The following is a 22,123-nucleotide window of genomic DNA, read 5'->3' as shown; positions in this document are numbered from 1 at the left end:
GATGCTGCCGCAGCTCGCGCTGGTACCGGGCGAGCCGGCCGGCATCGGTCCTGAGCTCTGCCTGCGGCTGATCCAACAGCCGCGTCGCGACTGCCAGTTGCTGGCCTTCGCCGACCCCGACACCCTGCAGGCCGCCGCTACCGCGCTGGATCTGCCCCTGCAGTTGCTGCCTGAACACGCCATCGCCCGCCAGCCGGGCGATCTGCGTTTGCGGGCCGTACCCAACGCCACCCGTTCCCGCTTCGGCCATACCGATCCTGCCAATGCCGCAGCGGTCATCGGTGCCCTGCACCAGGCCGGTCAGGCCTGTCTGGACGGGACGCTGGACGGCGTGGTCACCGGCCCGGTGCACAAGGCGGTGATCAACCAGGGCGGCATTGCCTACAGCGGCACCACCGAACTGCTGGCCGACCAGGCCGGGGTCAAGGTGGTGATGATGCTGGCCAACGACATCGTGCGGGTGGCCCTGGCCACCACCCACCTGCCGTTGCGGGACGTGGCCGACGCCATCAACGCCGACACGCTGGCCACCACCCTGCACACCGTGCACGCCGCGCTGCGCCGCGATTTCGGCTTGGCCGCCCCGCGCATCGCGGTGCTGGGGCTGAACCCGCACGCCGGCGAGGACGGGCACCTGGGCCGCGAGGAACTGGACATCATCATTCCGCTCATGCAGCGGCTGCGCGCCGAGGGCATGGATCTGGTCGGCCCGCTGCCGGCCGATACCGCCTTCCTGCCGCAGAAACTGGCCGGTTTTGACACCGTGCTGGCGATGTACCACGACCAGGGCCTGCCGGTGCTCAAGTACAGCGGCTTCGAACAGGCCGTGAACATCACCCTGGGCCTGCCCTACCCCCGCGTGGCCGTGGACCACGGCACCGCCCTGGACCTGGCCGGGCGCGGCCTCGCCGACCCTTCCAGCCTGCTGGCCGCCACCGCGCTGTGCGCCCGGCTGGCCGCTCAACGTAAAATGAGCGCATGACTTCTTCGCATTCCCCCTCGGCCCCGGGCTTCACCGCCCCGGCCAAAAAGCAGCTGGGCCAGCACTTCCTGGCCGACCGCAGCTATATCGACAAGATCGTGCTGGCGGTCAACCCGAAGGACGACGACCGCCTGGTCGAGATCGGCCCGGGCCAGGGTGCGATCACCCTGCCGCTGCTGCGCAGGCACCCGCGTCTGACCGTGATCGAGTTCGACCGCGACCTGATCGCGCCGCTGACCGCCGCCGCCGAACCGCTGGGCGAACTGACCATCGTGCACCGCGACGTGCTGCAGGTGGACTTCACCGAGCTGGCCGCCGGTGGCCAGATCCGCCTGGTCGGCAACCTGCCCTACAACATCTCCTCGCCGATCCTGTTCCATGCCATGGAGCATGCGGCGGTGATCCGCGACATGCACTTCATGCTGCAGAAGGAAGTGGTGGACCGCATGGCCGCCGATCCTGGCAGCAAGGTCTATGGCCGCCTCAGCGTGATGCTGCAGGCGTGGTGCAAGGTGAGTTCGCTGTTCGTGGTGCCGCCGGGTGCGTTTCGGCCGCCGCCGAAGGTGGACTCGGCGGTGGTGCGGCTGGTGCCGCGCGACCCGGCCACGGTGGGCATCATTGACCGCAAGCGCTTCGCCGAAGTGGTCAGATCCGCCTTTGGCCAGCGCCGCAAGACACTGCGCAACGCGCTCAATGGCGTGGTCACGCCCGAGCAGTTTGAAGCCGCCGGCGTGCGCAGCGATGCCCGTGCCGAGCAACTGGAAGTGGCGCAATTCATCGCCCTGGCCAACGTGCCGCGCGCGGAAGCCTGAAACACCTCTACACTGCCCGTATGACTGACGCAGCAAAAAAACATGCCATCTCCGTGGAGGTGGCCCCCCGCTTTCTCGATGACCAGTCCACGCCGGAGGACGGGCGCTTCGCGTTCGCCTACAGCATCCGCATCCACAACGAAGGCCAGGTCCCCGCGCGTCTGGTCGCGCGCCACTGGCGCATCACCGACGGCAACGGCCGGGTGGAGCACGTGGACGGCGAAGGCGTGGTGGGCGAACAGCCGCGCCTGCGCCCGGGTGAAGAGTTCCGTTACACCTCCGGTGTCATGCTGGAAACCGAGCACGGCACGATGCAGGGCCATTACGACATGGTGGCCGACGATGGCACCGAGTTCGCGGCCACGATCGAGCCGTTCGTTCTGGCCATTCCACGCACACTGCACTGACGGAGGCGCACGCATGAGTGTCTGGGCCATCGGCGACCTGCAGGGCTGCTATGAGGTCACCCAGCGGTTGCTGGAGAAGATCCGCTTCGACCCGGCGGTAGACAAACTGTGGTTCTGCGGCGATCTGGTGAACCGTGGCGGGCAGTCGCTGGAAACGCTTCGGCTGGTGCATTCGCTGCGCGAAAGCAGCGTGGTGGTGCTGGGCAACCATGACCTGTCGCTGCTCGCGGTGGGTGCACGCACCGAAGAAGAGCAGCGCAAGGTCAACCCGGACCTGCTGCGGGTGGTGCAGGCCGAGGACCGCGACGTGCTGCTGGACTGGCTGCGCCTGCAGAAGCTGGTGCACGTGGATCGTGAGCTGGGCTGGATGATGGTGCACGCGGGGCTGGCCCCGAAGTGGACCACGCAGCTGGCCGAGAAGCATGCGCGCGAAGTGGAAGCGCAGCTGCACGGCAATGGCTACCGCAAGCTGTTCCGCAACATGTACGGCGACAAGCCGATCTGGTCACCGGGCCTGACCGGCTACGACCGTTCGCGGGCGATCATCAACATCCTCACGCGCATGCGTTACTGCACGCCGCGCGGGCGGATCGGCATTGAAGACAAGGGCACGCCGGGCACCCAGGAACAGGGTTTATACCCCTGGTTCGAGGTGCCGGGCCGGGTCGAGCGCGACCTGAAGGTCGTGTGCGGCCATTGGTCGGCGCTGGGCCTGACCATCACCCAGGGCGTGCACGCCATTGATACGGGCGCGGTGTGGGGCGGCAAGCTGACCGCGCTGCAGTTGGATACGGACGAACTGCGGGTGGTGCAGGTACCGGGCCGCGACGTACCGAAGCCGGAAGCACCGCCGCGTCCGCCACAACCACGCCGCGAAGGCGGTGGTGGCGGCAACGCGCAGCCACAAGGTCGTCCGCGCGGATCGCGCCGCCGGGGACCGCGTCGCGAACAACAACGCGCGCCGCGCGAACCCGGCGGCAACGACGGCGGCACGCCGGCCTGATTGCGCACGCTCTGTAGAGCCGGGCTTGCCCGGCTGCTGTTGGTTTATCGGGAGATTCAGATGGGCAATAGGGACGTTGCACTGGCGTTGGGCATCTGGATGGTGCTGGTGGGGGGCTGTCAGCGCGTCCCTGCACCGGAAGCGGCAGATGCGTCGGCCGACGCCCTGCCCGCAGTCACAACCGCGCCACCGGCGGCCTCACCACCACTGGTGGCAGCGGCCCGCGCCCAGATCGGCCGAACGGTACTGTACGACCCTGCCTACATGGTGCTGGACTACCCCGGCGGCGATGTACCTGAGGATCGCGGCGTATGCACCGACGTGATCGTGCGTGCATTGCGCGAACAGGGCCTGGACCTGCAGGCACGCATCCATGAAGACATGCGCGCGGATTTCAGCAGCTATCCGGCGCTGTGGGGCCTGACCCGCCCGGACCGCAACATCGACCACCGCCGTGTGCCGAACCTGATGCGCTGGTTCGAGCGCCAGGGCTGGGAGCAATCAACCTCGGTGAAGGCCAGCGACTTCGCTGCCGGCGACATCGTGGCATGGAGGCTGAGCGGCAGCGGCCTGCTACACGTGGGCATCGTCTCCGACCGTCGGGCTTCAGACGGCACACCGCTGATTCTGCACAACATCGCACGCGGCACCCGCGAAGAGAACCTGCTGTTCGCGCACACCATCATCGGCCATTACCGGCCAAGCTTGGGCGCTTGATCGCTGCGTGGCTGCTTTTGCTTTGGTGGGATCGGTCGAAAGACGATCGCACGGAACACATCCCTGACCGGTAACGACTGGAAACGATCGACACCGACCGCACCGGGCTACGCCCGGTGCCTTCATGCATTCTGGCGAACAACCCTCGGTTCACGGTGTTCCTGGTTCGGCGGGGCGGAGTGGCCATGGGAATCAAGTGCATTGCCTTCGGATGCGCTATCGCTGACACGCATGGCGTGTCACTACATCAGACGTGACGTGGGACCGGTAGGGTCGGTCGCAAGACGACCGCACGCACACTCCCCACATCCGGTAACGACATGCCCCCATCGAAACCGCGCACACCCTCAGCACGCGCACCGCATGTCAAAAACGACGAATCACGAACGATCACTGCATCGTCCTGAAAAACACACTTCACACAAACCGCGACGCACATCACACTCTTGAATCCCTTGCCCCGCAACGGATTCCACCCACTCCGTGCCCAATGCGTCGTTTCGCTTGGTCGAACACGTCACTTCAATCCGCGCGATACAGAAAATCGAATTCCGCTATCGTGCGTTTGTCCTCATGGTGGGCACCAGAGTTTGAAAGCTCTACGAAGCAAACCAGATGCACCAAGCGCCGGGAGGGTGGCGGAATACAACACCCTCGTGGAAATACGCTACACCGGAAAACTAAATGGTTTGTTTCGTACCGGCTTTCAACCTCCCGGCTCCCCCGCCATCCTGGCGGGGGAGGTGCACTTTGGAGCCTACGTATGACATCCAACAACAAAGCCCCCACCCGCCCCCGCATCGTCTACCACTGCCGCAAACCGCGCCGTGTTCGCGTAGAAGCGCTCACCCATCTGCGTGACGAACAACACCCTGAAGATCCGTTGATCCCCTGCACGAAACTCAAAGGGATGTGGATGTGCAAGTCGGGCGGTGATGTGGGTGCGGAGTACTTCATCACTGATGGGCCTCGCGCGATTCTGCTGACGATTGATGAGGCCACGGAAGAGCAGAAGCGTTGCATCGGGCATGTGAGCCACACGCGCGGCGAGTGAGAAGTTTGGTAGCGCCGGCCGTTGGCCGGCGTTGCCGTTGGTCGTTGCATGTCGTTACCGGGCGTTGGGGATTTCAGTGCGGTCGCCTATCGGCCGACCCTACCAAAGCGGGATACCGGGATACCGGTATTTCGGCGTTTCGGCGTTTCGGCAATTCGGCAATTCGGCAATTCGGCAATTCGGCATTTCATAATCGCAGCACGCGTGGTGCCGTAGTGACACGCCATGCGTGTCAGCGATAGCGCGTCCGGAGGAAATGCATTTGATTTCCCATGGCCACCGATCACCTGTCGAAGGTGGGTCGGGGTGGGTTGGAGGGGGCGTGAGCCGCATGGATGCGGCGACCGAGCTTACATGGACGTACTTGCAGCGTCCCCCGGAACGCCCACCCCGACCCGCCTGACCAGGGATGTCGTGAACCGAGGGCTGTTCGCCACAATGCATGAAGGCACCGGGCGCAGCCCGGTGCCCCAGGTGCCCCCGGTGCCGATGATTTCCAGTCGTTACCGGTCGAGGACGTATTCCGTGGGATCGTCTTTCGACCGATCCCACCAAAGCAGAAGCAACCAGGCAAGAGCAGCCGAGAAAGAGCAGCCGGGCATGCCCGGCCGTACGGAATCACGCGCGCACGTAGTCCACGAAGTCGAACGCATACTCATGGCGCGCGTCGGCGGAGTGGTGCGTGCGCGAGACTTCGGTCCACTGCGCCGGATCAATCTCGGGGAAATGCACATCGGCGTGCACCTCCGCGTCCACCCAGGTCAGGTGCAGTGCATCGGCCTGATCCAGCAGCTGCGCGAAGATCTCGCCGCCGCCGATCACGCACAACTCGGTCGCGCCCTCGCCTTCCGCAATCGCCTGCGCTTCCTGCAAAGACGCCACCGCACGCATGCCGGCAAACGGCACCTGCCCGCTGCGGGTCAGCACCAGGTTGGTCCGCCCAGGCAGCGCCCGGCCCAGCGACAACGCGGTCCTGCGCCCCATCAGCACCGGCTTGCCCAGCGTCAGTGCCTTGAAGTGCTGCAGGTCGTCCGGCAAACGCCACGGCAGGTCGTTGTCACGGCCGATGCCACGCTGGCGATCCAGCGCCACGATCATCGACAGCTTCACACCGCCACCGGTGCCTTGATCGCCGGGTGCGGGTCGTAGCCATCAATGCGGATGTCGTCGAACTGGAAGCCGAACAGGTCTTTCACTTCCGGGTTCAACCACAGCTTCGGCAGCGCGCGCGGTTCGCGACCCAGCTGCTCGCGTGCCTGCTCGTAGTGGTTCGAATACAGGTGCGCATCGCCCAGCGTGTGCACGAAGTCGCCCACGCCCAGCCCGGTGGCCTGCGCCACCATGTGGGTCAGCAGCGCGTAGCTGGCGATGTTGAACGGCACGCCCAGGAAAATGTCGCCGCTGCGCTGGTACAGCTGGCAGCTCAGCTTGCCGTCCACCACGTAGAACTGGAACAGGTTGTGGCACGGCATCAACGCCATCTGCGACAGCTCGCCCACGTTCCACGCGCTCACCACCAGCCGGCGCGAATCCGGGTTGCGCTTGATCTCCTCCACCAGCCACTGCATCTGGTCGATGCTGCCGCCGTCGGCCGTGGCCCAGCTGCGCCACTGCTTGCCATACACCGGGCCGAGGTCGCCGTTCTCATCAGCCCACTCGTCCCAGATGCGCACCTGGTTGTCTTTCAGATAGCCGATGTTGGTGTCACCTTTCAGGAACCACAGCAGCTCGTGGATGATCGAGCGCAGGTGCAGTTTCTTGGTGGTGACCAGCGGGAAACCATCATTCAAGTTGAAGCGCATCTGCCAGCCGAACACGCTGCGCGTGCCGGTGCCGGTGCGGTCGGACTTCTCGCTGCCGTGCTCCAGCACGTGCTCCAGCAGATCCAGGTACGCCTTCATGCCTTGCTTCCCTCAGCAGACGCCGGCGGGGCCACCGGCTGCAGCACCGGTGCGCGGCGCGACAGCACCAGCAGCACCAGGCCGAATGCCACCAGCGGCAGGCTCAGCAGCTGCCCGCGGGTGAACCAGTCAAACGCCAGGTACACGCCGTTGTCGGGCATGCGCACGAACTCCACCGCGAAACGGAACACGCCATACAGCAACGCAAACAGGCCCGACACCAGGTAACGCTGGCGCGGCTTGGCCGACACCGCCCACAGCACCGCAAACATCACCAGCCCTTCCAGCAGCGCTTCATACAGCTGCGACGGGTGCCGCGCGTACTGGTTCAGCGCGCCGGTGGCGTACTCCGCCTTCAGCGTGGCCAGGTCCATCTGGTTGAACGGGGCCGGCAGGCCGCTGGGGAAGATCACGCCCCAGGTGCCATCCGTGTACTTGCCCCACAACTCGGCCCCGATGAAGTTGCCCAGCCGGCCAAAGCCCAGGCCCAGCGGAACCAGTGGCGACATGAAGTCCAGCGTATCGAACAGGTGCAGGCGATGCTTGCGTGACCAGTACCAGCACGCAAACAGCACGCCCAGCAGGCCACCGTGGAAGCTCATGCCGCCGTCCCAGACCTTGAACAGCAGCAGCGGGTTATGCAGGAAATCGCCCAGTGCGTAGAACAGCATGTAGCCGATGCGCCCGCCCAGCACCACGCCCAGCATGGCGTAGAACAGCAGGTCGGAGAACCCGTTCGCATCCACCCCGGGCAGGCGGCCAGCGGCAATGCGCTTGCGGCCCAGCCACCAGGCGGCAATGAAGCCCAGCAGGTACATGATGCCGTACCAGTGCACCTGGACCGGCCCAAGCGAGATGGCAATGGGGTCGATGTCGTGGAAATAGATCATGGGCAGCGCCTTGCAGGTCAGCGGGTATTCTACGGCCGCCCACCGCCCCGCTGCCCGCCCGCGGGCTACAACAGCTGGGGCGTATTCGGCAGCCCGTCATCCTTGGACCCGCTGCCGGGCGGATAGTGCCGCGCCAGCAGGTCCGAGACCTCGGCCACCGCCCGCAACACAGCATCCTGCAGGGCCCCTTCGCGCAGCTGCTGCTGCATGTGCTCGCACACCGCCTGCCACTGGTCCTCGCCGACCTTGCCACGCAGGCCGCGGTCGGCCACCAGTTCAATGGCGTGGTCGGCCAGCAGCAGATAGATCAGCACCCCGTTGTTGTGCTCGGTGTCCCAGGTGCGCAGCTGGGCAAACGCCTGTTCGGCGCGCTCACGCGGGGTCACCCCGTGCCACAGCGCCGACCACGGCAGGTCGGCCTCCACCGCGAACATCACCTGCCCGCCGTGGCGCTGCTCGCCGGCGGTGATCGCCTCGGTGATCGCCTGCAGGCGCTCGCCCGGAAAGGCCCGGTGCACCGAAGGAGCCCAGAAGTGCCGCCATGCGCGCATCACCAGCCCCCCGAGGCACCACCGCCTCCCGATCGTCCACCGCCACCGCCCCAGCCGCCTCCGCCACCGAAGCCCCCACCGCCGCCAAACCCACCGCCCCCACCCCAGCCCCCGCCGCCCCAGCCGGTGTTGCGGGCAAAGCGACCGGCCCGGCCCGAGGACAGGCTGATCAGCAGGCCGATCACCCCGGCCACGCCACTGGCCAGCCACAGCGAGGTGAACAGGAACGCCGCCACTGCCGCGCCACCACCGCCGAGCAGTGCGCGCAGCGGGCGTGGCAGGCCGCCCAGCAGGGTGCGCAGGAAGGTGCCGACGAAGAAGCCGATCATCAGCGCGACCGGCCAGACATCCGCGCTGCTTTCGCCACGCGTGCGGTGGTCGCTGACCGGTGGCGGCAGTTCCTCGCCGTCAATCAACTTGACCAGCGCGCCGGTGGCGTCGGTCAGGCCGCCGCCATAGTCGTTGTTGCGGAACTTGGGGGCCAGGTATTCCTGGATCACGCGGTTGGCGATGGCATCCGGGATCGCGCCCTCCAACCCATAGCCCGGTTCGATGCGTACCCGGCGGTCGTCCTTGGCCACCACCAGCAGCACGCCGTCGTCCACGCCTTTGCGGCCGATCTGCCATTGCTCGAACACCCGCTGGGTGTACTGGGAGATGTCTTCCGGCGCGGTGCTGGGCACCATCAGGATCTGCAGCTGGCTGCCCTTGCGCTGCTGCAGGGCCAGCGCCTGGTCGATCAGGGCCTGCCTGCTGGCCGCATCCAGGGTGCCGGTGGTGTCCACCACCGGCGAGTCCATCGCCGGAATGGCGGCCGGGGTCTGCGCCCACACGGCTGGGCCCGGCCACAGCAGGGCCAGGCACAGCACCAGCCACCACGCCGATGCACGCAGCCGAAGGGCGCTCATTGGCTCAGTTCGCCGGTTGTGGCGGAGCCTGCTGCTGCGGAGCCGGAGCAGGAGCAGGTGCCGGCGGCTGGTTGCCGAACTTCACCGCCGGCGGCTGCGAGATCTGCGCCTCGTTCTCCACGGTGAAGTTCGGCTTGGTGTCATAGCCAAAGATCTTGGCGGTGATCAGCTGCGGGAACGAGCGGATGTAGGTGTTGTAGTCCTGCACCAGCTGGATGTAGCGGCCACGCGCCACGGTGATCCGGTTCTCGGTGCCTTCCAGCTGCGCCTGCAGGTCGCGGAAGCCCTGGTCGGATTTGAGGTTCGGGTAGTTTTCAGTCACCACCAGCAAGCGCGAAAGTGCCCCGCTCAGCTCGCCCTGGGCGGCCTGGAACTGCTTCAGCGACTCGGCGTCGTTGGCGTTGACGTTCATCTGGCCCACGCGGGCGCGGGCGTTGGTGACGTCGGTCAGTACCTGGCGCTCCTGGTTGGCATAGCCTTCCACGGTCTGCACCAGGTTGGGGATCAGGTCGGCGCGGCGCTTGTACTGGTTGAGCACTTCGGCCCAGCCGGCCTTTACCTGTTCATCTTTCTGCTGGATGGAGTTGTAGCCACAGCCGGACAGCAACACGGCAAGGGTGGCCAGGAACATCATTCGGGTGAACGATTGCATGACCGGCTCCGGATTCAGGGGTTTGCGCGCCGGAGGATTCCATGAATGGGGTTAATTCCCCGTAATGGCAAAGGGCCGGCATTTCTGCCGGCCCCCTGGGTTTACCAATTGCCGGCACCCGGCACGTTGTGCGCCACCGCGCGGCGGCGCATCAACAGGTTCAGCCACTCGACCAGCACCGAGAAGCCCATGGCGGCGTAGATGTAGGGCTTGGGCACGTGCACGTCCAGGCCGTCCAGGATCAGCACCGCACCGATCAGCAGGATGAAGGCCAGGGCCAGCATCTTCACGGTCGGGTTGGCGTCGATGAAGCGGCCCAGCGGGTTGGCCGCCAGCAGCATCACCGCCACCGACAGCAGGATGGCCGCGACCATCACCGGAATGTGGTCGGCGATGCCGACCGCGGTGATCACCGAGTCCAGCGAGAACACGATGTCGATGATGGCGATCTGCAGGATGACCATGCCGAACACCGCCGAGGCCTTGGTGGTGGTGGGGTCTTCGTCCTCACCGCCGGTGATCAGCTCGCGGATCTCCATGCCGCCCTTGATGATCAGGAACAGGCCACCCAGAATCAGCACCAGGTCGCGGATGGAGATGCCCATGCCAGCCACGGTGAACAGGTTGGCTTCCATGTGCGCCAGGTACGCCAGCGACACCAGCAGGGCAATACGGGTGATGCAGGCCACCGCGATGCCCAGCTTGCGCGCGAACGGGCGGCGGTGCTCCGGCAGCTTGCTCACCGCGATGGAGATGAACACCAGGTTGTCGATGCCCAGCACGATTTCCAGTGCGCTCAGGGTCAGCAGGGTCAACCAGACGTTGGGATCGGACAGCAGCTCAACAAACATGGACATACATCCTTACAAAGGGAAATGACGCCTGGGGGCGCGTCAGAAAAGGCGCGGGGCCAGTACCAGGCCCCAGCACAGCAATACGTTCATCATCAGCACGAACACCGCCGCCGAGCCCATGTCCTTGGCGCGGCCCGCCAGTTCGTGGATCTCCGGGCCGTAGCGCTCGATCACCGCCTCAATCGCCGAGTTGGCCAGCTCCATCGCCAGCACCAGCAGCATCGAGCCGATCATCAGCGCCCGCTCCACCGGGGTCTGGCCCAGCCACAGGGCGACCGGTGCCAGCACCACCAGCAGGTAGACCTCCAGCCGGAACGACGACTCGTGCAGCCAGGCCGCACGCAGGCCCTGCCAGGACCACACCGCCGCCTTGAAGATGCGCTTGGGGCCGCGCGGCATATGACCGAAGGCGTCAGGCATGCGAAACAGCTCCATCCGTGGGGTTGCGGCGGGTAAGGGTCATGGGTGGGGCGGAAAGCGACATGTAAACCGCCATTTTGCCACAAGGACGGGACAGCCTCCCGACGTACCATGGGGGTGCCTGAAAACCGGAGCTGTTCATGAACCACTGCCGCACCCGCCCCCTGCTGCTCGCCCTGGCCCTCACCGCCGCCCTGCCCGTCGCCGCGCTCAGCCCGCGCGCCCAGCCGCAGATCCCCGAGCAGGTCTCCAACGTCGCTTGGGCCGACGACATGGCCAACTTTGCCAAGGCCGACCAGGCCAACCCGCCGCCGCACGGCGGCATCGTGTTCGTGGGCAGCTCCTCGATCCGCTTCTGGGACACCCTGGCCGCCGACTTCCCGGGCCAGAAGGTGATCAACCGCGGCTTCGGCGGTTCGGAAGTGCGCGACAGCACGTACTACGCCAACCAGGTCGTGACCCCGTACGCCCCGTGCAAGGTGTTCTTCTACGCCGGCGACAACGACCTCAACAGCGGCCGCAGCCCGCAGCAGGTCCGCGACGACACCGTGGCCTTCGTCAAGCGCGTGCACCAGGACCTGCCGAACACCACGGTGGAGGTGATCTCGATCAAGCCCAGCCCGTCGCGCGCCAACCTGCTGCCGGCGGTGCAGGAAGCCAACGCGCTGGTGCGCGAGGCCCTCAAGGGCCAGCCGCATGCCGGCTTCACCGACATCTACACCCCGATGCTGAGCAAGGATGGTCAGCCCAAGGCCAGCCTGTTCCGCGAGGACATGCTGCACATGAAGCCGGAGGGCTATGCGATCTGGCGCAAGGCCCTCGTCCCCAAGGTGAAATGCGACAGAAGCTGACGCTTCCACCCCGCAACGTAGAGCCACGCCCTGCGTGGCTTCGACCCTGTTCGGCACCGCGATGACGCGCATGGCGCGTCTCTACGCCCTCACCTCCGTGTATGGACACGCCGTGCGTGTCCATACAATGTAGGACCCATCCGTAGAGCCACGCCCTGCGTGGCTGAACGCGTTCGGGCGCTATGCAGCCACGCAGGGCGTGGCTCTACGGGGTGGCTGGCCACCTATAGGAATAGTTGAAAACTGAAAGTCTTGGGCGGCCATTCGCTTGACACTTCGCCTCCCCACACGCGAAGCAAGCCATAAACGTCCATGTCATCCATTCAGACCATCAGCGGAATGTTCCGCATCGTGGCCAAGGAGATCAAATCCTTGGAGGTCACCGTCCGCCGCAAGGCGCTGGAAATGACCGGCATCAAGAACAGCCCTTACGCGCACAGCCTGCCCGCCGTCGTCACATCCAAGCTCTCCCATAGCGACATCTCCGACAAGACCGTGGGAAAGTTGGAGGCGATGTTCAATGCTTACGTCATCGCATACGCCAATACCAACAATCCCCTTGAGTACTTCACCTGCCGACATGCGTCGAGCAAAGTCATTTCGTATGACATGAAGCAGATCAGGGAGGAAATCCAGCGCGCACAGACACTCGCTGAGGACTGCCAACCGGTGGTGAAAGAGAAGTTGCTTGCTGTTTTCAAGAAGATGGAAGAAAGGCTCGGAGAGATGGAGTATTCCCGCCTTGAGAAGTTCGACACCGAAGTACTTCCGAGGGCTGAACGACAGGCCATGGAAGAACAGATCGGTGGAGTGCTGGCCGCGCCGGGCGACCGACCCCCTGCAGACTGGGCTCCGCAGGCGCTGGCCAGGCACCCCGGCGTCGAGTACTTCTACAAGGCACCTGAGCCCCTGCACCGCAAACTTGTTGCTGGCCCCGACGGGGACAGGGTCGTCTACACCAGTGCCTCAGGCTCGCTGCAAGTAGGCATCTCCAAGCAAAGCCACGCTGACTTGTAAAGCGATTTCAGCCTTTTGAAGCCATGAACGGGAGGGTGCTTGGTGCACCTTCCCAACCCGCGTTGTGACTGGCTCTGTCCACGAAGACAAGCCACATACCAGAGCCCCAAGTGAAAGCACCCATTTTGACCAGTGTTGCGCGAACCATCGCGTCCACGCTGATGCCTTCGCGCATCAATGTGAAAACAGACTCGCTTGCGAAAGCCATTGCGAAGAAGATTGGCAACAATTCAATCTCGGACAAGTCGGTGAAGAAGCTGGAACTGATCTCCAACTTCCACGACTTTCCGGCGTCTTATCTACATGGGAGTGTGGATCACTGCACCCATGAAACTCCTGTTCGTGCAATGAAGCAGCAGCTTCAAGAAGTATCTCTTTCGCCTCGAAGGGCCAAAGTCAAGAATCATGATGTTCCCGCGAAGATCACAAGAATCTTCAACCAAGTCGCGCTTCGAGTGAGTTATGCCGAGGATCTCTGGACGGAGTCGTACTGGAAGAATCGCGACGGCGGCACATCGGAGATGCAGTCCAAGGCAGACACTGCGGTCCTGCGCCTTGGCTACAAACCAGAATGGAAGGACTACCGATTGGCGCTTCAGGTGACGAACCTGACGCAGGATATGGAAGTCTCCACGAGTACCATCGACAGGATGCATGCTGCTTTCCACGGCCTTTACAGAATCCCGCAGCAGGATGATGCCGGCACCACGCGGCTGACATTTTCAGACTTCCCCGACCCCAGCAATCTTCCGGATTTCGTCGACCTCAGCGTTGCAGCGGAGGACCTGCGGGACGCGCACGACCAGTTGAGTTCGCTCCACAGCGCACGCATCAGGCACAAGGTTGAGCGCACGCTGCAGGATCTTGGCAGCATCCTGCAGTCCTCATTTGAGGCACTTATGAGCAGACACGAAGAACTCGTTGCCACACCCAACGGTGCGACTAACGAGCTCAATGCAATCCGCAAGTGGCTTGGCGCCCCAGAACTATCCAACGACACGCTCATCGACCTGGATGAAAACGCGGACACCTCGCCGTCCCCTTCGGACGAAGCCGATGCAGACGCCTCCCCTGAAGGCAGGATGGACCATTCACCACTGGCAAAAGCGCATCTTCTCAATATTTTTGCAAGCGCCATGGACTGCTTCCGTCATGCAGACGAAGGATTCGTCGATTATGAACTTCGTTCAGCAGACGCTATGGCGGCGATGGGTTCGGCATTCGTAGAAAGCCTTGGATTCAATCTACCTGGACACCAGCAGCAACACGTTCTGGCTGACTTCCCTGTCGCACTGGAAATGCAGACGTTCAGGAGCATTCCGGAACGGTTGTCCGACCTTGATTTGATGCGAAGACAGCTTCGTGATCTGGACAGCGTCGACGGCAGACAGCGACTAAGCGACCGCATCAGCTCCTTCCGTGCAGTCCTTGAATGCGCGGAGGACTTCTGGACAGATCGACTGGAGGACCTGGAGAAACGCAAGGCAGCGGGCGAATCGGTAAAGGACGAGATCCACATCGCACGCAAATGGCTTGGGGATCACGACCCCCTGGTCGTCTCGGTTCTCGCTCCGACGCCAGACCCCGTCCGCACCAATAGCGGTCGTCGCGGCATGTCGCAGGCAAGCCACCTGTTTGATCCATCTGAAGCCAAACAAACACGACAGAAGCACCATATCCCCGCGACCAAGACCGACGCGCGCGCGCACGCGCGCTTGCAGGCAATGCGGTAAGCCCGCTCTGTCGAATCTGCCGGGCGGAGCACCCGCCCGGCCCATCTACGAAGCGTTGTCAGTCGCCCGTACTTCGCAAGCTACAACTGCTTCGACGCTGGAGTTCCCCTCACAGTGCATCCGCATTCATCCCCGCCCCTCACCCGTACAGACATTGCTTCGTCCAAGCACGAGTTCAAACGTTCGTGGCCGTGCACGATCAAGCGCGGCCTGCCATCACTGGAAGTGGCCATCAAAGCAGCGCGACATCGCAAGACGGTAACCCGCGAGGCCGCTGCCCAGCTGACCCGTATCGCCAACTGCCAGTTCCAGCTACAGCGGGCGCTGCAGCCGGGAAACACGAGCGGCCCGCTGCTGATGTGTGGCGGATATCCGTTCCATGGCCTCCATGACGCCAAGCTGCGCATTGACGAGGCAATCACGCGCGTCTTCAGCATCCGCAATGAGAATGCACGCGCTTTGGTGTATAGCGAGATCTATCTTCTTCCCGAACTGGCCGCGGCGGCCACTGAAAAATGGGAAGTGCAGCTTGAGCTCAGTAGACGCATCGGTGACGCCGACGGGATCAAGCGCACCCTGACCTGGCTCAACAGGCCCGACTACCGCGCCATCTCGCGGATCGAAAAGGAATTCGCCTTCCTGGACAAGACCGCTCGTTGCAACTCACCGAGCCATTTCGACAAGCAGATTCTTGTCCTTTCGAAGCCCTGAGAGTCGGATCCCTCACGGCTCAGCCGCCCCCCCTGACTGAAACAGACATGCCCAAGTTATCTCTTGCTTCATTCGCCCCATTCATAAGCGGAAAGTTATCCAGCATTTTCGCAAGTTCAGCGCATGGCACCGCACCTGCCAGACTATCCAACGTGGTTCGGCAGGCTTATCACAATCGGATGTCACCCAGTTTGGCTGCGACTGCACTGAGGTCTGCGGTCAATGACTTCCCGGTCAACGATTGGATTGTTCCCGAGCGCCACGTCTCAGAGCAGAGCATCGCCCGACGCATGGACGCGCCATTGGGGTTGAACTGCCTCCGCCGGGATACCCATGAAGCACTGCTATATTTGGCCAACCAAAAGGACGGCGAGCTGAAGACCGCCCTCAAGCACGAGCTTGCTGTGGCCCTTTCCGACGGACACACTGCCGAAGCCCACTGGGTACCACGCCTGATCACTGCTTACCGTGCGTGCGACCATGACACCATCGCATTGGCAACGACCATTCTCGGGGAGCACCATCCTGTGGTGGCGCACCTGCGAGATCCAGCTGAGCACCCTCATTTATCCACGCCTGCGACACGGGACCCTATCGCGTTGACGGATTGCGACCTGCCCGTTCTGCAAGCAGTCAAGCACATGCAGAGCGTCTCAACGCTGCACTCCATCTGCGCCGCGCGCTACCAGCTCGATCAGCTGGAGTGCACACGGGCGGTGACAGAGGAAACGTTAAGCGCTCGACTCGCCGGAGCATTTTCGCCACTCTCCATGGCCCTCAGGGACATCAGGCTGGCCAATCAGCACGTGTCCGGCTTGAAGGACTCGGCGGCTCACGCGGCCACGCAACAGATGCTTTCCGAAAGAGAGGAGGCGATTTCCGCCGCTATTGTGTATTGGCGATCCGTGCTCTCCCGACGCGGACTGAAGCAGTCGCCAGGCCTCGCCGAGATGGCCTGCTCGTGGTTGGGCGAAGATGACCTTGCGGTAATCGCGTTCAGAGCGTCCGCCGGTCACATTCCCGCACTCCCCCCTCTGCCGCCAGACGCAGTGGAGTGGAGCACCTTGGTCAGTTCCGCTTCGTCGTCTTCTGGCCCTCTGCTCACCGCCCAGCAGACGTGCGAATCCGTGATCTCCGAAGTGGAGACGGCGTGGGAGGAAACGGAACCACTGATGACAGGCACCGACGCCGAAATATTTGACCCACCTCCGGCATACGCTGTCTTCATGCATGCGGAGGCAGAGACGTCGCCTTACTACACGCCGCAAGACCCCTCGATTGAGCGACTCCGCGCCGAACGCGAGCTACGCCGAGCACCAATGCGTGCCTTTATGGATGACATGAAGGGCGAAGCTCCCATTTCTGAGGCAACCTCCCGATGAACTTGATCAGCGCGGCCACCAAGCTGTACAACCAGTGCTTCCAGCGCATCGATGACCGGCCTGGAAAGATGACGCTGTCCGAGGCGTTCGCAACGAAGCTGCAGCACGACAGGATTTCGCAGCGAACAGAATTGAAGCTGTTCACCGTATTCAATCAGACGCTGTTTGAGACATGGGAGTGCAACGCCACCCAGGTACGCATAGACACGACGCGCAATGAGCTCAATGCCGCAATAAATGCTGTGCAGAAGATGGATGCATCAAAGGCAAGGAACTCACTCTTCAATGTTATCGACGTCATGGCCACCCGCACCACTAGAGCACAGCATGCATTGAACAAGAAAATCGTCGCACTGGCTCCGCACCAGGGAACGCTTGTAGATGCCATTCGCCAGTACCATGATGCCGAAATCACCCGTGAGATCGGTGACGGCATCGTCAACTTCGCGCGGACGCGCTACCTCATGTTTGATCGACCGGCCAGCACGGCCGCGGCGCGGGCGGACGTGAAGTATCGCGAGCACAATGACTGCCCGGGCCTCGATGTGGCGGAACGCGAGGTGGGTCAGGCAATGGACGAACTGGACGGGATATCGACCAAGCAAGCCTACTGGCCTCTGAAGCTCGTTCTTGACCAGATCAAAACCGAGATCGAAGACGAAGCGAAGCACTGGAAGGGAATGACGCATGCTGCGTACTCCGGCGCTCAACCCCGGGAAGTGGCCCTGTTGGGCACGCGCATCCTGGGCAGTTCGTCCACCACAACACAACTCGTCAAGCACTATCGACCTGAGCTTTTGAAGCAGCTTTCAAGCGACAGCAGCGACAGCGATACCCGGTCATCTACCTGGTCGCTATCGACGGATCGGTCTCACCGATAACCAATCGTCGCCTGCGTCCCCACCCCCGGCTCACTGGTCAGGCTGACCTTCCAGCCAAACCGGTCGCACAGCCGGCGTACGATCGACAACCCCAGCCCGGTCCCCTGCGGCCGGCTGGGTTCGGCGCGGTAGAACGGCTCGAACGCGCGCGCCAGTGCCTCGGGCGACATGCCGATGCCGGTGTCGCGCACCACCACCCGGTCCGGGTGCACGTCAACGTCGATGCGGCCTTCGTCGGTGTAATTGCAGGCATTGCGCAGCAGGTTGCTCACCACCACCTGCAGCACGCGCGGCGGCGCATGCAGTTCCACCGGGCCGTCGCTGTGCAGGTGGATATGCACCGGGCGGCCGGCGATCAGCTCGCGCGCGTTTTCCACTTCGTAGCGCACGATCTCATTGACATCGAACAGCTCGATCTGCGGTTCCACGTCCGCTTCGCGGGCCAGGATCAGGAACGCATCGATCACCGCTTCCATGTCTCGGCCGGCGCGCTGGATGCGGTGCAGACTACGCTTCAGGCGCGGATTGATCTCCTGGTCACCCAAGGCCATGTCGCTGGCCACGCGGATCACCGTCAGCGGGGTGCGCAGCTCGTGGCTGGCATCGCGGGTGAAGTTGCGCTCACGCGCCACGTGCGCGGTGACCTTGGTCGCCAGCGAGTGCAGCGCCGCCGCCAGCTGGCGGGTTTCACCCTGCATGTCGGCCGGCAGCTTGTCCGGGTCGAGGTCGGTGGCGTCGGGGTGCCCCGGGTCCCAGCGCGAGACGCGCCGGGCCAGCCAGTTCACCGGCGACACGAGTCGACTGCTGGCGCGGTAGGTCACCCAGCTGGCCCCGTACACCGCCAGCAGCGTGAGCAGCACCGGCACGATGCCGAACCAGAACGCCAGCATCTCCGCGCGTGAGCGCAGGAACACCAGGTACAGGCGGCCTTCCGGCCGCGCATCCACCAGCACCAGCTGGTCGTCGGCCTTGAGTTCGTGGAAGCCCGGCGGCAGCGCGCGCAGGTTGGCCGGCAGGCTCAGCGGCGAGCGCCCGGTTTCCAGCAGATAGCCGCGGATGTTGCGGGTATTGGGGGGCGGCTGTGCCGCCGAGGCGGCGTGCAGGTCCCAGAAATAGGTGGCCTCTTCCTGCAGCGCGCCGCTGACCAGGCTGTGCTTGATCACCAGCGACACCAGCCACGCACCCAGCAGGATGCCCAAGCTGGCCAGCACTGCCTGCAGGATGAAAGCGATACGGATCTTGCGCGGCAGGCCGTGCGGCATTACGGGGTCCAGGGCGGCTCACCGCGATTATAGGAAAGCCGGTCGTGATTCGGTCGTGCAGGCAGCACACAAGGCCCGGCATCGGCCGGGCCCTGGGCGTGCTGCGGGCCCTGCCGGGCCCGTACCTTCATCCACTGCACTGCGCTGATGTGTGGCTCAGCTCATCGGCTGCTGGATATCGGCAATGCGATAACCGGCGCTCTGCACGGTGTGCAGCAGCGGACGGTCGAACGGCTTGTCGATGATCTTGCGCAGGTTGTACAGATGGCTGCGCAGGGTGTCCGAGTCCGGCAGGCCGTTGCCCCAGATCTCGCGCTCGATTTCCTGGCGGGTCACCACGCGGGGCGATTCGCGCATCAGGATGGTCAGCAGGCGCAGACCGATCGGCGAAAGCTGCAGCTCGGTACCGGCACGGGTGGCGCGCATGCTGACCGGGTCGAGCACAAGATCGGCGACCTTGAGCACTTCCGAACCCACCTGGCGGCGTTCGCGGCGGATCAGGGCACGCAGGCGTGCTTCCAGTTCCTGGATGGCGAACGGCTTGGTGAGGTAGTCATCGGCCCCGAAACCCAGGCCGGTGAGCTTGTCGTCCAGCGTGTCGCGCGCGGTCAGCATCAGCACCGGCGTCGACTTGCGGGCGTCGTTGCGCAGCCGGCGGCACACTTCAATGCCGTCCAGACGCGGCAGCATCAGGTCCAGCACCACCACGTCGTAACTGTTTTCTGCGGCGAGCCGGTAGCCGTCCAGCCCGTCCTGGGCATAGTCGACCTCGAACCCACGGCCTTCCAGATACTCCCCGATCATCTCGGAGATGTTGCGGTTGTCTTCCACCACCAGCACCAGGCCGGAGGTCTCCTTTGTCTGACGCATGGGTTTCCCTCTTTCTTCAGCTTTGTGAAACATGCCGCATCGCCAGTAGACGCGGTGTGAAGTTTTTCGGCAAGGGGGATGACGGGGGTTACAGCAAGGGTTTGAGCACGGGCCAGACGTTGTCCAGCACCTTCGGCTGGGCCGCGGCGGTGGGGTGCAGGCCATCGGACTGCATCAGGTTCGGCTGCAGGGCCACGCCTTCCAGCAGGAAGGGCAGCAGCGGCACTTTGTACTGGCTGGCCAGCTCCGCATAGGTTTTGCGCAGGCGGTCGCGATAGGCCGGGCCGTAGTTGGGCGGCACGTCGATGCCCAGCAGCAGCACCTTGGCCCCGGCCGCCTGGCTGGCGGTGATCATCTTTTCCAGGTTGCCGCGCAGTTGCGCCGGGGTCAGCCCGCGCAGGGCGTCGTTGCCGCCCAGTTCGATCACCACCACCCGGGGCCTGTGCTTGCTCAGCAGCCCTGGCAGGCGGGTCAGCGCACCGGCGGTGGTTTCGCCGCTGATGCTGGCATTGACGATGGTCGGGGGCGGTTTGACCTGCTGGTTGACCCGCTGCTGAAGCAGGTTCACCCAGCCCGACGCGGCCGGGATATTGTGGGCAGCACTGAGGCTGTCGCCGACCACCAGCACCACGTTGGCCGGTGCCGGACCTTTGGCACAGGCCAGCGCCGGCAACAACAGCAACCATGCCAGCAGCCACATCATCGCGGCCGTCCGGCCCTTGTTCATTGCTTCGTACATCGGAGAATCCTCATCGACAGCCTGTCCCCCCGCAGCGCGCCGGTTGCCATTACCGCCCACAACGTCGGCAAGTCCGCCCGTGGCCCAGAAGGTGAAGTCCACATCCTGGACAACATAGACATGACGGTGCATGAAGGCCAGAGCGTGGCCATCGTCGGTGCGTCTGGTTCAGGCAAGACCACCCTGCTCGGCCTGCTGGCCGGGCTGGACCTGCCCAGCCGCGGGCAGATCACCCTGGCAGGTGCCACCTTGGGTGAGCTGGATGAGGAAGCCCGGGCGCAGCTGCGCGCGCGTGAGGTCGGCTTTGTGTTCCAGAGCTTCCACCTGCTGCCGGCGCTCACCGCCGAAGAGAACATCGCGCTGCCGCTGGAACTGGCCGGGCGCGAAGACCCGGCGCGGGTGCGCGAGGTGCTGGAACAGGTGGGTCTGGGCCACCGCGCCCGCCATTACCCGCGCCAGCTGTCCGGCGGCGAGCAGCAGCGCGTGGCGCTGGCGCGCGCGTTCGTGGCGCGGCCGCGCATCCTGTTTGCCGATGAACCCACCGGCAGCCTGGACCAGAGCACCGGCCAGCAGATCAGCGACCTGCTGTTCGCGCTCAATGCCACCAGCGACACCACCCTGGTGCTGGTTACCCACGACCTGCGCCTGGCGCAGCGCTGCGAGCACATCTACCGGCTGGACCAGGGCCGCCTGGTCGACGCCGACGGGCTGCACGCATGAACGTACTGCGACATGCCGGGCGCGCCCTGCGTCGCGAGTTCCTGGCCGGTGACCTGCTGACCGTCTTCGCCGCGCTGGTGCTGGGCGTGGCGGTGATGACGGCGGTGGGCACCCTGGTCAACCGGGTCACCCTGGCCCTGACCAGCAGCGCGGCGGAGATGCTCGGCGGCGACCTCGGTCTGGGCGCGCGTCAGGACGTGCCCGAAAACTTCGCTGAAGATGCACGGCGGCGCGGGCTGAAGACGACGCGCATGGTCAGCTTCCCCAGCGTGCTGTTCCACGGCGACGCCAGCCAGATGGCCAACATCAAGGCGGTCAGCGCAGGTTATCCCCTGCGCGGGCAGCTGCAGGTCAGCCGCAGTGCCGGTGGGCCGGTGGAAAGCGCCGGAACGCCGCCGCCGGGCGAGGCCTACGCCGACCCACGGCTGATGCAGGCGCTGGGCCTGAAGGTCGGCGATGCGCTGGAGTTCGGCGCGGGCAGCCTGACCATCAGCCGTGTGCTGCAGGCCGAGCCTGATACCTCCGGCGAGCTGATGCAGCTCTCCCCGCCCCTGCTGGTAAACCGCGCCGACGTGGACAGTGCCGGCCTGCTCGGCCCGGGCAGCCGCGCTTCGTACCGGATGATGTTCGCCGGCGACCCCGGGGCCATCGCCGATTTCCGCGAATGGCTGAAGCCGCAGGCCAAGGGCTTCCGGGTGGTCGGCATCGAGGACGCGCAGCGCGGCGTGCGTGGCGCGTTCGACCTGGCCGGGCGCTTCCTGTCGCTGGCGGCGTTGCTGGCGGTGCTGCTGGCCGGCGTGGCCACC

General features: G+C 64.5%; 24 protein-coding genes and 1 pseudogene. 14 read left to right on the top strand and 11 right to left on the bottom strand.

Translation table 11 applies throughout. From position 1 onward, the window contains the following. The first annotated feature begins 1 nt into the window (after position 1). The 6 genes from pdxA to RT551_RS15670 all read left to right on the top strand — a co-directional run bounded on the left by pdxA (position 2) and on the right by RT551_RS15670 (position 4,975). Complete coding sequence (gene pdxA / locus RT551_RS15695) at positions 2–982, top strand: 4-hydroxythreonine-4-phosphate dehydrogenase PdxA (RefSeq protein ID WP_313460389.1); 981 nt, start codon at positions 2–4, stop codon at positions 980–982. Further along, positions 979–1,794, top strand: coding sequence for a 16S rRNA (adenine(1518)-N(6)/adenine(1519)-N(6))-dimethyltransferase RsmA (rsmA, locus tag RT551_RS15690; protein WP_313460387.1), 816 nt, complete (start codon positions 979–981; stop codon positions 1,792–1,794). Before pdxA ends, rsmA begins: the two co-directional genes overlap by 4 nt. A gap of 20 nt (positions 1,795–1,814) precedes the next feature. After that, positions 1,815–2,201, top strand: coding sequence for a Co2+/Mg2+ efflux protein ApaG (apaG, locus tag RT551_RS15685; protein ID WP_313460385.1), 387 nt, complete (start codon positions 1,815–1,817; stop codon positions 2,199–2,201). A gap of 13 nt (positions 2,202–2,214) precedes the next feature. Beyond that, positions 2,215–3,204, top strand: coding sequence for a symmetrical bis(5'-nucleosyl)-tetraphosphatase (locus tag RT551_RS15680; protein WP_313460383.1), 990 nt, complete (start codon positions 2,215–2,217; stop codon positions 3,202–3,204). Between the two features lie 99 nt (positions 3,205–3,303). Beyond that, positions 3,304–3,921: a DUF1287 domain-containing protein gene (locus tag RT551_RS15675; RefSeq protein ID WP_313460402.1), complete on the top strand. Its 618-nt coding sequence runs from the start codon at positions 3,304–3,306 to the stop codon at positions 3,919–3,921. Between the two features lie 763 nt (positions 3,922–4,684). Continuing rightward, complete coding sequence (locus RT551_RS15670; protein WP_313460381.1) at positions 4,685–4,975, top strand: hypothetical protein; 291 nt, start codon at positions 4,685–4,687, stop codon at positions 4,973–4,975. Between the two features lie 618 nt (positions 4,976–5,593). Here the strand turns inward: RT551_RS15670 and RT551_RS15665 are convergent. From RT551_RS15665 to RT551_RS15630, 8 genes are all read right to left on the bottom strand, one after another. Further along, a complete protein-coding gene (locus RT551_RS15665; RefSeq protein ID WP_313460379.1) occupies positions 5,594–6,085 on the bottom strand; it encodes a dihydrofolate reductase in 492 nt (163 codons plus the stop codon). Next, positions 6,082–6,876, bottom strand: coding sequence for a thymidylate synthase (locus tag RT551_RS15660; RefSeq protein WP_125362091.1), 795 nt, complete (start codon positions 6,874–6,876; stop codon positions 6,082–6,084). The genes RT551_RS15665 and RT551_RS15660 overlap by 4 nt, the downstream gene beginning before the upstream one ends. Then, positions 6,873–7,766, bottom strand: a complete 894-nt coding sequence (gene lgt, locus RT551_RS15655) for a prolipoprotein diacylglyceryl transferase (protein ID WP_313460376.1) — start codon at positions 7,764–7,766, stop codon at positions 6,873–6,875. Before lgt ends, RT551_RS15660 begins: the two co-directional genes overlap by 4 nt. 65 nt (positions 7,767–7,831) lie before the next feature. Beyond that, the gene (locus RT551_RS15650; RefSeq protein ID WP_313460375.1) at positions 7,832–8,317 is read right to left on the bottom strand and encodes a TPM domain-containing protein; all 486 of its coding nucleotides are present in this window, start codon (positions 8,315–8,317) and stop codon (positions 7,832–7,834) included. Beyond that, a complete protein-coding gene (locus RT551_RS15645) occupies positions 8,317–9,225 on the bottom strand; it encodes a TPM domain-containing protein (RefSeq protein ID WP_313460373.1) in 909 nt (302 codons plus the stop codon). Before RT551_RS15645 ends, RT551_RS15650 begins: the two co-directional genes overlap by 1 nt. Before the next feature lie 4 nt (positions 9,226–9,229). Then, positions 9,230–9,877, bottom strand: coding sequence for a LemA family protein (locus RT551_RS15640; protein WP_313460372.1), 648 nt, complete (start codon positions 9,875–9,877; stop codon positions 9,230–9,232). 101 nt (positions 9,878–9,978) lie between these two features. Next, complete coding sequence (locus tag RT551_RS15635) at positions 9,979–10,728, bottom strand: TerC family protein (protein ID WP_125361945.1); 750 nt, start codon at positions 10,726–10,728, stop codon at positions 9,979–9,981. A gap of 42 nt (positions 10,729–10,770) precedes the next feature. Continuing rightward, positions 10,771–11,151, bottom strand: a complete 381-nt coding sequence (locus RT551_RS15630) for a diacylglycerol kinase (RefSeq protein ID WP_311190218.1) — start codon at positions 11,149–11,151, stop codon at positions 10,771–10,773. Positions 11,152–11,291: 140 nt separating this feature from the next. Between RT551_RS15630 and RT551_RS15625 the strand changes: the two genes are divergently transcribed. The 6 genes from RT551_RS15625 (at position 11,292) to RT551_RS15600 (ending at position 17,726) form a co-directional block, all read left to right on the top strand. Further along, on the top strand, positions 11,292–12,002 hold the full coding sequence (locus RT551_RS15625) for an SGNH/GDSL hydrolase family protein (protein WP_313460370.1): 711 nt from the start codon (positions 11,292–11,294) through the stop codon (positions 12,000–12,002). A 312-nt stretch (positions 12,003–12,314) separates the two neighbouring features. Beyond that, positions 12,315–13,019: a hypothetical protein gene (locus RT551_RS15620; protein ID WP_313460368.1), complete on the top strand. Its 705-nt coding sequence runs from the start codon at positions 12,315–12,317 to the stop codon at positions 13,017–13,019. A gap of 110 nt (positions 13,020–13,129) precedes the next feature. Next, positions 13,130–14,752 (top strand): hypothetical protein, encoded by a 1,623-nt coding sequence (locus RT551_RS15615; protein WP_313460367.1) that lies wholly within the window; start codon positions 13,130–13,132, stop codon positions 14,750–14,752. 114 nt (positions 14,753–14,866) lie between these two features. After that, positions 14,867–15,463: a hypothetical protein gene (locus RT551_RS15610; protein ID WP_313460365.1), complete on the top strand. Its 597-nt coding sequence runs from the start codon at positions 14,867–14,869 to the stop codon at positions 15,461–15,463. 47 nt (positions 15,464–15,510) lie between these two features. Beyond that, a complete protein-coding gene (locus tag RT551_RS15605) occupies positions 15,511–16,845 on the top strand; it encodes a hypothetical protein (protein ID WP_313460363.1) in 1,335 nt (444 codons plus the stop codon). Then, positions 16,842–17,726 (top strand): hypothetical protein, encoded by an 885-nt coding sequence (locus tag RT551_RS15600; RefSeq protein ID WP_313460361.1) that lies wholly within the window; start codon positions 16,842–16,844, stop codon positions 17,724–17,726. The genes RT551_RS15605 and RT551_RS15600 overlap by 4 nt, the downstream gene beginning before the upstream one ends. Here RT551_RS15600 and RT551_RS15595 read toward each other — a convergent pair. The 3 genes from RT551_RS15595 to RT551_RS15585 form a co-directional block, all read right to left on the bottom strand. Beyond that, positions 17,717–18,988, bottom strand: a complete 1,272-nt coding sequence (locus RT551_RS15595; protein ID WP_313460359.1) for a HAMP domain-containing sensor histidine kinase — start codon at positions 18,986–18,988, stop codon at positions 17,717–17,719. The two genes, RT551_RS15600 and RT551_RS15595, sit on opposite strands and share 10 nt — an antisense overlap. A gap of 156 nt (positions 18,989–19,144) precedes the next feature. Beyond that, a complete protein-coding gene (locus tag RT551_RS15590; protein ID WP_311190211.1) occupies positions 19,145–19,858 on the bottom strand; it encodes a response regulator transcription factor in 714 nt (237 codons plus the stop codon). Between the two features lie 88 nt (positions 19,859–19,946). Then, positions 19,947–20,597, bottom strand: a complete 651-nt coding sequence (locus RT551_RS15585; protein ID WP_313460357.1) for an arylesterase — start codon at positions 20,595–20,597, stop codon at positions 19,947–19,949. 120 nt (positions 20,598–20,717) lie between these two features. Here RT551_RS15585 and RT551_RS15580 point away from each other — a divergent pair, with 120 nt between their 5' ends. Continuing rightward, entirely contained in the window at positions 20,718–21,317 is a 600-nt protein-coding gene (locus tag RT551_RS15580; protein WP_313460355.1) for an ATP-binding cassette domain-containing protein, read from the top strand. Next, a pseudogene (locus RT551_RS15575) lies at positions 21,314–22,123 on the top strand (oxidoreductase); the annotation flags it as partial. The gene RT551_RS15580 and the pseudogene RT551_RS15575, both read left to right, overlap by 4 nt.

Origin of the sequence: Stenotrophomonas sp. (genome assembly GCF_032103445.1) — a bacterium.
In the GTDB taxonomy this organism is placed as follows: domain Bacteria; phylum Pseudomonadota; class Gammaproteobacteria; order Xanthomonadales; family Xanthomonadaceae; genus Stenotrophomonas.
The sequence above is the reverse complement of the archived record's forward strand: the minus strand, read 5'-3'. Positions and strand labels throughout refer to the sequence as shown.